Consider the following 9967-nt stretch of genomic DNA (forward strand, 5'->3'; position numbering starts at 1 on the left):
GCCAGGGCTTCGTCGCCGGTCCCGGGTTCGAGGGCCTCATGACGGCGGACTACAGCCAGATCGAGATGCGGATCATGGCGCACCTGTCCTGCGATGAGGGCCTGATCGAGGCGTTCAACACCGGGGAGGACCTGCACTCGTTCGTCGCCTCGCGGGCGTTCGGGGTGCCGATCGAGGAGGTCACCGCCGAGCTGCGCCGCCGGGTCAAGGCGATGTCGTACGGGCTGGCCTACGGGTTGAGCGCCTACGGGCTGGCGGCCCAGCTGAAGATCTCCACCGAGGAGGCGAAAGTCCAGATGGAGCAGTACTTCGCCCGGTTCGGCGGGGTGCGCGACTACCTCATGGACGTCGTCGAGCAGGCCCGCAAGGACGGCTACACCTCGACCGTGTTGGGCCGCCGCCGCTACCTGCCCGAGCTGGACAGCAGCAATCGTCAGGTGCGCGAGGCCGCCGAGCGGGCGGCGCTCAACGCGCCCATCCAGGGCAGCGCGGCCGACATCATCAAGGTGGCGATGATCGAGGTCGACAAGGCGATCAAAGAGGCCGGACTGGCGTCGCGGATGCTGCTGCAGGTGCACGACGAACTGTTGTTCGAAATCGCGCCCGGCGAGCGGGAACTCTTCGAGGCGCTGGCGCGCGAGAAGATGGGCGGTGCCTACCCGCTCGACGTCCCGCTCTCGGTCTCGGTGGGCTACGGCCGCAGCTGGGACGCCGCCGCGCACTAAGGCACGCCGGTGTACCGTGATGGCGAAAAATCGGCCGCAAATTCGCCGTGACGTTACATTCGCGTCAGCTAGGCGGCCGGCCGAGTTTGTCCAGCGTGTGCCCTGTCGAGTAGCCTCGACGGGTAAATCCATTTTGTCCCTACGACCCAACCTGTCCGGAGCAACCCAACAACATGCCGAGTCCCGCCGTCACCTCGCCGCAAGTAGCCGTCAACGACATTGGCTCCGCCGAGGACTTCCTTGCAGCAATAGACAAAACGATCAAGTACTTCAACGATGGCGACATCGTCGAAGGCACCATCGTCAAAGTTGACCGGGACGAGGTGCTCCTCGACATCGGCTACAAGACCGAAGGGGTCATCCCCGCCCGCGAGCTCTCCATCAAGCACGACGTCGACCCCAACGAGGTCGTTTCCGTCGGCGACGAGGTCGAGGCCCTGGTCCTCACCAAGGAGGACAAAGAGGGCCGGCTGATCCTCTCCAAGAAGCGCGCGCAGTACGAGCGCGCCTGGGGCACCATCGAGGCGCTCAAGGAGAAGGACGAGGCCGTCAAGGGCACCGTCATCGAGGTCGTCAAGGGTGGCCTGATCCTCGACATCGGGTTGCGCGGCTTCCTGCCCGCCTCGCTCGTCGAGATGCGCCGCGTCCGCGACCTGCAGCCGTACATCGGCAAGGAGATCGAGGCCAAGATCATCGAGCTGGACAAGAACCGCAACAACGTGGTGCTGTCCCGCCGGGCCTGGCTCGAGCAGACCCAGTCCGAGGTGCGCAGCGAGTTCCTCAACCAGCTGCAGAAGGGCAGCATCCGCAAGGGTGTGGTCTCCTCCATCGTCAACTTCGGCGCGTTCGTCGACCTCGGCGGTGTGGACGGTCTGGTGCACGTCTCCGAGCTGTCCTGGAAGCACATCGACCACCCGTCCGAGGTGGTCACGGTGGGCGACGAGGTCACCGTCGAGGTGCTCGATGTCGACATGGACCGCGAGCGGGTTTCGTTGTCGCTCAAGGCGACCCAGGAAGACCCGTGGCGACACTTCGCGCGCACGCACGCCATCGGTCAGATCGTTCCCGGCAAGGTCACCAAGCTAGTTCCGTTCGGCGCGTTCGTCCGTGTCGAGGAGGGCATCGAGGGCTTGGTGCACATCTCCGAGCTGGCCGAGCGCCACGTCGAGGTGCCCGACCAGGTGGTCGCCGTCGGCGACGACGCGATGGTCAAGGTCATCGACATCGACCTGGAGCGCCGCCGAATCTCGTTGTCGCTCAAGCAGGCCAACGAGGACTACACCGAGGAATTCGACCCGGCGAAGTACGGCATGGCCGACAGCTACGACGAGCAGGGCAACTACATCTTCCCCGAGGGCTTCGACTCCGAGACCAACGAATGGCTGGAGGGATTCGACGCCCAGCGCACCGAGTGGGAGGCGCGCTACGCCGAGGCCGAGCGCCGGCACAAGATGCACACCGCGCAGATCGAGAAGTTCGCGGCGGCCGAGTCGGCCGCGCACGCCGCCGGCGACCCGTCGCCGGGCAACGGCGCGTCTTCGGAGAAGGCGGCGGGTGGATCCCTGGCCAGCGACGCCCAGCTGGCGGCTCTGCGGGAAAAGCTCGCCGGCAACGCCTAGCCTTTTCCACTCGCTCACGTAATGCTGCGCATCGGGCTGACCGGTGGCATCGGTGCCGGCAAGTCGGCGGTCTCGGCCACCTTCGCGAAGTGCGGCGCCGTCATCGTCGACGGGGACGTCATCGCGCGCGAGGTGGTCGAGCCGGGCACCGAGGGCCTGGCCGCGCTGGTCGAGGCGTTCGGTGAGGACATCCTGCGGCCCGACGGATCGCTGGATCGCCCGGCGTTGGCCGCCAAGGCTTTTCGCGACGACGAAGCGCGCAAGAAGCTCAACGGGGTCGTGCACCCGCTGGTGGGCCAGCGGCGCTCGGAAATCATCGCGTCGGTAGCAGACGACGCCGTTGTGGTCGAAGACATACCGCTACTGGTGGAATCCGGAATGGCGCCGCTGTTCCCGCTCGTGGTGGTGGTGCACGCCGACGTCGAGGTGCGGGTGCGACGGCTGGTCGACCAACGCGGCATGACCGAGGAAGACGCCCGCGCGCGGATCGCCGCGCAGGCCGATGACGAGCAGCGCCGCGCGGTCGCCGACGTCTGGCTGGACAACTCGGGCAGCCCGGAGGAGTTGGCGCGGCGCGCCCGCGGCGTGTGGGACGACCGAATCCTGCCGTTCGCCCACAACCTGAGCGCGCGCCGGATCGCCCGGGCGCCCGCGCGTCTCGTGCCGGCAGACCCGAATTGGCCGGACCAGGCGCGGCGAATTTTGGCCCGCCTGAAGACCGCCTGCGGCCACCGGGCGCTGCGCGTCGACCACATCGGCTCGACGGTGTTTTCTGAGTGTCCGGACTTCGCCGCCAAGGACGTCATCGACGTTCAGATCACCGTCGAATCGCTGGCGGTCGCCGACGAACTCGCCGAGCACCTGTTGTCCGCGGGCTACCCCCGCATCGAGCGCATCACCGCGGACGTTGCCATGGCCTCCAAGGACCAAGCCCGCAGCACCGTCGACCGTTACAACCACAGCGACGACGCGTCGCTGTGGCACAAGCGAATTCACGCCTCGGCGGACCCGGGACGGCCGAGCAACGTGCATGTCCGGGTGGACGGCTGGCCCAATCAGCAGTTCGCCCTGCTGTTCATCGACTGGCTGGCGGCCAACCCTGCGGAGCGCGCGGACTACCTGGCCGTCAAACGAGAAGCCGAGCGAGGCGCGGGCGGTGAGATTGCGTCCTATGTCGCCGTCAAGGAGCCGTGGTATCTCGGCGCCTATCGGCGGGCGTGGGAGTGGGCCGACTCAACCGGATGGCAGCCCTAGGAGCAGCTTTCACAAGAGTCCCACCAGCCCCCGCGGGAGCGGGCACAACGTGTGGCGCTTCGATCAGGAGATTCCTGGGGCGGATGTGATTGCCGCGGCTAGGCGGGCAACGGCGCGCCGCATTGCAGCACACCGTTGTTGGGGCCGGGATTTCCGGGCGCCGTCCTGACCATTTGGTCTGCCTGGGTGAAGACGTTGTCGTCGACGTCGATCTCGCAGTGCACGTTCGCCGAGTACGGGAAATGAAGCACAATCCGCAGGCCGGCCTGCTGCGGATCACCCAGTACCGTATTGGCTTCGAACACATTGCCTGGCATCGGGGGAAGGTTCGTGGTGTTTGTCTGGCCGCCGTTGATCACGAAGGTGGCCTGGCTGCCGGTGGTCAGCGCGTCGATCCTGGCCCGGTAGGTGATGTTGTGCAGGTCCGCCCTCGCAGTTGCCACGCTTAGCTGGGAGCCGGCCGCGATGACGGTCAAGGCGGCGATCGTCGTCCACGTGTGGTTGCTGGGGCTCATAACAGCCGAGATTACCTGGGCTGGCAGCGTGGGCACCACAACGACGTCCGCCCGCCCACCCGGGCGCGCGCGAGCCTGGTGCCGCAGCGCGGGCAGGACGGGTCCGGTTCGTCGCGCACGCCGGTGAGCCACCGCGGCAGGCGGGGCACCCGGCCGTGCCGGACTGAGGTGCGCAGCACCCGGGCCATCGCGGCGTGCAGGTGCTTGACGTCGTCGGCGTCCAGCTCCGGGATCGGGCGGGTCGGCGCAATCCGGGCCCGCCAGCAGATTTCGTCGGTGAGCAGGTTGCCCAGGCCGGCGATCACCGACTGGTCCATGAGCGTCGGCTTCAGCCGCCCGGACCGGCCGCGCAGCGCATCGCGAAACGCCGGCAGGCCAAGTCCCAACGCGTCGGGACCCAGCGGACCCGTCACGTGCGCGACGTCCTCGTCGGTGTCTGCCAGCCACACCCCGCCCAGCTTGCGCAGGTCGGCGTAGCGCAGTTCGCCGCGATCCAGTGCGATCACCAGCCGCTCGTACGGCTCACGCTCGGCGCCGTCGGCGGCATAGTGCGGATGCCCGGTCATCCCGCTGTGCAACAGCAGCGTCGGGCCGTCCGTCGGCAGCATCAGCCACTTGCCGTGCCGACGTGGGTGGTCGAAACGGTGCCCGTCAAGCCGCCGGGCCAGCGCCGCGGCGGTGGCGTTTCGCAGGATGCCGGGATCGCGGACCTGCACGCCCCGGATCCGCCGGCCGGGCAGCGCATCGGCCAGCTCGCGCCGAAATCCCTCCACGTCGGGCAGTTCAGGCACGGAGCTTCGCCAGCCGCTGCGCCGGGCCGGTCAGGGAGCGGGCGTGCCGGTACATGCCGGCCCAGGGATCGCGTTGCCCGGCAAGTCGTTTGGGGAGATTTCGGATGGTGAATCGGTCCGCCCGCAGGCCGCGGGTGTCCAGTTCGTCCCACTCCAGCGGGGTCGCCACCGGCGCGCCCACGCGGGCCCGCACCGAATACGGGGCAACCGCGGTCTGCGCGTAGGCGTTACGCATGATGTCGAGATACACGCGGTCGCCGCGCTTGTCCTTGCGGGCTTCCACGGTGCGGTGCGCGGCGTCGTCGGCCACCACCACCTCGGCGACCTCGCGGGCGAATCGCCGGGCGGTGTCGAAATCGGTGTCGGCGCGCAGCGGCGCCACGACGTGCAGCCCGCGCGACCCCGTGGTCTGCACATAGCGCGCCAGCCCGAGGTCGTCCAGAACCCCGGCCACCGCTCGGGCGGTGGCCCGCACCACGGCGAAGTCGCTGCCGGAGGGGTCGAGGTCGAACACCAGCCGGTCGGGATTGTGCAGCCGGTCCCGCCGCGACTGCCACACGTGCAGAGTGACGCAGTTCTGGTTGGCCAGCCAGCGCAACGCCTCCGGGCGATCCGCCACGGGGTGGACCAATGTGCCGCCCACCCCGTCTTCCCGGGCGACCTCGACGCGGCCCATCCAGTCGGGCAGCGAATCGGCGAAGTCCTGCTGCACCCAGCCTTGTTCGCCGACGCCGCGCGGGAACCGTTGCACGGTGAGCGCCCGGCCGTTGAGGTGCGGCAGCATGGTGTCGGCGACCTCGCCGTAGTAGTCGACCAGCTCTCCCTTGGTGATCCCGTCCTTCGGGAACATCACCCGGTCCGGGTGGGTGACCTCGACGTCAATGCGCGCCATCAGTGTGTCTCCCGCACGACGTCGCGCGGGTCCTTGTCGGTGCGCAGACCCTGATAACGCGGATGGCGCAGCTTGCCGTCGCGCGTCCACTCGGTAAACCCGATCTGGGCCACCAGCTCCGGGCGCACCCAGCGGGCGCCGGGCTCGCGCACCAGGCCCCGGGTGAACGGTGGCCGGTCCTGCTCGATGGAGGACAGCCGCTCATGCAGGCTGCGCAGCGTGGCTTCGTCGAATCCGGTGCCCACCTTGCCGGCGTAGACCAGGTCGCGTCCGTCATAGTAGCCGAGCAGCAGCGCGCCCAACTCGATTCGGCTGCCTTTGGGGCTGGTGTAGCCGCCGACGACGAACTCCTGGTCGCGAACGCACTTGAACTTCAACCAGTTCTTCGATCGACCGCCTTCATACGTGGAGTCGGCGCACTTGGCGATCACACCTTCGTCACCGCGCTGACATGCCGCCTGGTAGGCGCCGATGCCGTCCTCGACGCGGTGGGCCGTGAGCCGCAGCGGATCGCCGAACTCAAGGGCCTTGCGCAGCAGCTTCTTCCGCCACCGCAGCGGCACATCGGTGGTCGACTTTCCGTCCAGGTGCAGCAGGTCGAACAGGTAGTAGAAGACGCGGATCGGGGATGCCCTTGCCACCTCGGGGTCGGTGATGCCCAGCCGGCCCTGCAGCGTGGCGAAGCTGGTGCGGCGCCCCTCGAACGCCACCACCTCGCCATCCACGACGAACCGCTTCGTGTGCTGGGCGCCGAGTGCGTCGACGAGCTCGGGATAGGTTGCGTTGAGCGGCTGGCGATTTCGCGACAGCAGCCGCACCCGGTCGCCGTCGCGAAAGGCCAGGCAGCGCATCCCGTCGAATTTCCGCTCGAAGACCCAACGCGGGTCGGAAAACCGCTTGTCGGTCAGGGTGGCCAGCGTCGGAGCCCGCCAGTCGGGCACCGGCTCGTCGTGCAGCGCGCCACGCACCGATGCCGGCAGACCCGCGAGATCCGTCACGACCAGTCGTCCACCGTGTGGCCGGTCAGCGCCGGCTGACGCAGCGTGTCGGCGCCCTCGTCGTCTTTGCGCCTGATCAGCAGCCACGTCTCCGCGTCGCCCTCCCGGATCCGGGTGAGCGTGAAACAGCCGCGCAGCCACTCGCCGCGGAGGCAGAACGAAAGATGTCCGCGTTCAAGGCATTCGGTCATGTCGTAGGGCGCCGCGTTGACATAAGTGCCGCGGTCGCCGGCGACGTCGCGCTCGGCATCTTCGAGTGGGTGGTCCTCCGCGCGGCGGGCAATCCGCGTGCCCGTGGGTATCGTCCAGGACGCCAGCACGCCGTCGATCTCGAGGCGAAGGTCGTAGTGGTCGCTGCCGGCCGGCTGGTGCTGGATGACGAAACGCGGGTCCCGGCCGGACCGGCGTTTGCGTCGGTTGTCGATCAAACGCATCAAAAAGTGATACCCGTGGGCCACGTGAGGAAACGGGCTATGCCTCACGCCAGGTCAGCTCCATGCCGTGGGTCACCATCCAGCGGGACAGGTCGTAGTCGTTGCGGGCCAGGCCGTCGACGGCGGCGACGGCGCGCCGCACCGCCCGTTCGGCGACTTCCGGGGTCAGCAGGCCGTGACGCACGGCGTCCAGCAGCTCGTCGACGTCGGCCAATTCCGCGCCCCGTCCGGTGCCGACGACGATGTCCAGGTAGTGGTCTTCCGCACGCCACACCTTCGGGCCGGGAGTGTATTCGCCCACATCGAGGTAGTAGTCCTGGTCGCGCTCATGCCCCGGATTGAAATGAAAGACGCTGGCGCGCAAGCCTAACGACGGCAGCAGCCACGATTCGAGGTAATGAAACTGGGCTCGGCCCGGGGTGGGGCGGGCGAGGTAGAGCCCCCACGGGCGCATGACGTACTCGTCAACGGCCCGCACGATGCCCTTCGGATCGGTGTTGGTGCGAGCGACCAGGTCGAACGTCTCGTGCTTCGGCGGATGGATTCTCTCACCCTATCGGCGCAACCGAATTTTCCACCGCACGAAGCCGGCGTAGAACAAAGACAGTGCCGCCAGCATGCCCATGTCGATCAGCCAGATCTTCGAGGTGTGCTCCCAGAACCGGTCCTGGGCGAGCAGCGAACCCGGCACCAGATGCCGGATGTCCACCGTCGAGGCCGCCGCGGCGTAGCCCCAGCGCGCGGGCATCGCGAAGGACAGCTGGTCGAGGACGAGGCGGCCGGTCACCGGGACCATCCCGCCGCACAGCACCAGCTGCGCCATGATCGACACCACGAACAGCGGCATGATCTGCTCGCTGGACCGCACCAACGACGAAATGGCAAGGCCGAGGATGGCCGAGGCCACGCACGTCGCGGCGACGGTCAGGAACAGCTCGAAGGTGGCCGCCAGGGCGGAATGGCCCAGCAGCACGCCGCCCTGGGTGGGCGCGCCCTTGCCGACCACCACGATCGTGGTGGTGATCGCCGACTGCAGGATGGCGAACCCGCAGAACACCCCGGTCTTGGCGAGCAGGTAGGCCGAGGTCGACAACCCCACCGCCTGTTCGCGCTGGAAGATGGCGCGCTCGCCGACCAGGTCGCGGATCGTCAGCGCGGTGCCCATGAAGGCCGCGGCGAGCAACAGCAAGTTCAGTATCTGCGCGGATTCGTCGGGCGTCCCCGCGTGCGGGTCGGGGACGCGGAACCCGCTGGACCCCGGCACGGTCAGCGACAGCACACCCAGGATGAACGGCAGCAGCGCCAGGAAGATGAAATAGGCCCGGTCGGCGACGACCAGGCGGACCTGCCGGCGGGCGACCGTGGAGATCTGGCGTCGCACGCTGGTGTGGACCGGCTCGCCCAGGTCGCCCGGCTCGTCGGTCCTGGCCGGCAGCGACTTCTGGGGCCGCTTCTGCGCCTCGGCCTGGGCCAGGAACCGCCGGTTGGCCTCCTCGGGGTCGGCGCCCACCTTGGTGAAGATCTTGGCCCAATTGGTGGTTCCCATCGCCCCACCGATCTGGTCAGGCGGGCCGAAGTAGGCCGTCTTGCCGCCCGGCGCCACCAACAGCAGCTGATCGCAGATGTCGAGGTAGGACAGCATGTGCGTCACCACGATCACCACGCGACCGGCGTCGGCCAACTGGCGCAGCATCATCATGACCTGGTGATCCAGGGCCGGGTCAAGGCCCGACGTCGGCTCGTCGAGGATCAGCAGCGACGGCCCGGTCAGCAGTTCCAGCGCCACCGAGGCGCGCTTGCGCTGACCGCCCGACAGCTTGTCGACCCGGGTATCGGCGTGCTTGGTCAGGTCCAGCTCGTCGAGGACCTGGGCGACCACCTTGGCGCGGTCGGCCTTGCTGGTGTCGGGCGGCAGCCGCAGTTCGGCGGCGTAGCCCAGCGCCTGGTTGACCGTCAGCTGGCGGTGCACCACGTCGTCCTGGGGCACCATGCCGATCCTGCTGCGCAACGACGCGTAGTCGGCGTGGATGTCGTGGCCCTCGAAGGTCACCGAGCCGGAAGTGGGGCTGGTGTAGCCGGCGATCAGCCTGGCCAGCGTGCTCTTGCCGGCGCCCGACCCGCCGATCACCGCGGTCAGCGTCCCCGGGCGGGCGGTCAGCGAGATGTCGTCGAGCAGTTGCTTGCCGTTGTCGACGACGTACTTGACGTTGCGCACCTCCAGGCCGCCGGTTCGCGCCGGGGCCTCGCTGCCCTTGACCAGCGTGCCGTCCCGGAACACCAGGTCGACGTTGCCGATGGTGACGACGTCGTCGTCGGTCAGGATCGCCGACCCGACCCGGGTGCCGTTGACGAACGTGCCGTTGATGCTGTTGTCCCGGATCTCGAGGCCGAGCGGCGTGGGCACCAGCGTCGCGTGCTGACGGGAGGCCAGCACGTCGTAGACGACGATGTCGCTGTCGGCCGCGCGACCGATCGTCACGGCACCGGCGGTGCCCGCGGCCGACGACGAGCGCGGTGAGAGCAACTTCACAAACCTGGTGGCCAGGTTCGATACGTCGGCCGTCTTGGCGTCGATGACGGTCGACTCGGCGAGTGGCGGCGCGTCCGGCCGGACCGCCGGCTCGGCGTCGACGACGGTCAGCCGGTCGGGTGGCGTCCCACGGGGTGGCCTCGTCGCCGGCGGCATGCCCGACGCCTGAATCCGCGGCGGCGGGGGCGCCTGCCGCGGCTGCGACACCG

General features: G+C 68.6%; 10 protein-coding genes. 3 read left to right on the top strand and 7 right to left on the bottom strand.

The window, feature by feature from the left end; translation table 11 throughout:
* The 3 genes from JWP83_RS04370 to coaE form a co-directional block, all read left to right on the top strand.
* Positions 1-725, top strand: a 725-nt coding sequence (locus JWP83_RS04370; protein ID WP_297726305.1) for a DNA polymerase, incomplete at its 5' end; no start/stop codon positions are given.
* 173 nt (positions 726-898) lie between these two features.
* On the top strand, positions 899-2344 hold the full coding sequence (rpsA, locus tag JWP83_RS04375) for a 30S ribosomal protein S1 (RefSeq protein WP_297726307.1): 1446 nt from the start codon (positions 899-901) through the stop codon (positions 2342-2344).
* Positions 2345-2365: 21 nt separating this feature from the next.
* Positions 2366-3598 (top strand): dephospho-CoA kinase, encoded by a 1233-nt coding sequence (coaE, locus tag JWP83_RS04380; protein WP_297726310.1) that lies wholly within the window; start codon positions 2366-2368, stop codon positions 3596-3598.
* A gap of 98 nt (positions 3599-3696) precedes the next feature.
* Here coaE and JWP83_RS04385 read toward each other — a convergent pair whose 3' ends face one another.
* The 7 genes from JWP83_RS04385 to JWP83_RS04415 all read right to left on the bottom strand — a co-directional run.
* Positions 3697-4113, bottom strand: a complete 417-nt coding sequence (locus JWP83_RS04385; protein ID WP_297726313.1) for a hypothetical protein — start codon at positions 4111-4113, stop codon at positions 3697-3699.
* Between the two features lie 11 nt (positions 4114-4124).
* Complete coding sequence (locus JWP83_RS04390) at positions 4125-4904, bottom strand: DNA-formamidopyrimidine glycosylase family protein (protein ID WP_297726316.1); 780 nt, start codon at positions 4902-4904, stop codon at positions 4125-4127.
* Positions 4897-5796, bottom strand: coding sequence for a non-homologous end-joining DNA ligase (ligD, locus tag JWP83_RS04395; RefSeq protein ID WP_297726319.1), 900 nt, complete (start codon positions 5794-5796; stop codon positions 4897-4899). Before ligD (JWP83_RS04395) ends, JWP83_RS04390 begins: the two co-directional genes overlap by 8 nt.
* The gene (gene ligD / locus JWP83_RS04400; protein WP_297726322.1) at positions 5796-6794 is read right to left on the bottom strand and encodes a non-homologous end-joining DNA ligase; all 999 of its coding nucleotides are present in this window, start codon (positions 6792-6794) and stop codon (positions 5796-5798) included. Before ligD (JWP83_RS04400) ends, ligD (JWP83_RS04395) begins: the two co-directional genes overlap by 1 nt.
* Positions 6791-7228: a DNA polymerase ligase N-terminal domain-containing protein gene (locus JWP83_RS04405; protein WP_297726326.1), complete on the bottom strand. Its 438-nt coding sequence runs from the start codon at positions 7226-7228 to the stop codon at positions 6791-6793. Before JWP83_RS04405 ends, ligD (JWP83_RS04400) begins: the two co-directional genes overlap by 4 nt.
* A 37-nt stretch (positions 7229-7265) precedes the next feature.
* The gene (locus JWP83_RS04410; RefSeq protein WP_297726329.1) at positions 7266-7706 is read right to left on the bottom strand and encodes a DUF402 domain-containing protein; all 441 of its coding nucleotides are present in this window, start codon (positions 7704-7706) and stop codon (positions 7266-7268) included.
* 75 nt (positions 7707-7781) lie between these two features.
* Positions 7782-9967 (bottom strand): ATP-binding cassette domain-containing protein (locus tag JWP83_RS04415; protein ID WP_297726331.1); only part of this gene is annotated, 2186 nt, incomplete at its 5' end.

It is taken from the genome of Mycobacterium sp., from assembly GCF_025965855.1.
Taxonomy (GTDB): Bacteria; Actinomycetota; Actinomycetes; order Mycobacteriales; family Mycobacteriaceae; genus Mycobacterium.

What these genes read in the sequence shown, in the direction of transcription:
- ligD (WP_297726319.1), bottom strand. Translation starts at nt 5,796, where the DNA reads ATGGCGCGCATTGACGTCGAGGTCACCCACCCGGACCGGGTGATGTTC.
- JWP83_RS04405 (WP_297726326.1), bottom strand. Translation starts at nt 7,228, where the DNA reads ATGCGTTTGATCGACAACCGACGCAAACGCCGGTCCGGCCGGGACCCG.
- JWP83_RS04385 (WP_297726313.1), bottom strand. Translation starts at nt 4,113, where the DNA reads ATGAGCCCCAGCAACCACACGTGGACGACGATCGCCGCCTTGACCGTC.
- rpsA (WP_297726307.1), top strand. Translation starts at nt 899, where the DNA reads ATGCCGAGTCCCGCCGTCACCTCGCCGCAAGTAGCCGTCAACGACATT.
- coaE (WP_297726310.1), top strand. Translation starts at nt 2,366, where the DNA reads ATGCTGCGCATCGGGCTGACCGGTGGCATCGGTGCCGGCAAGTCGGCG.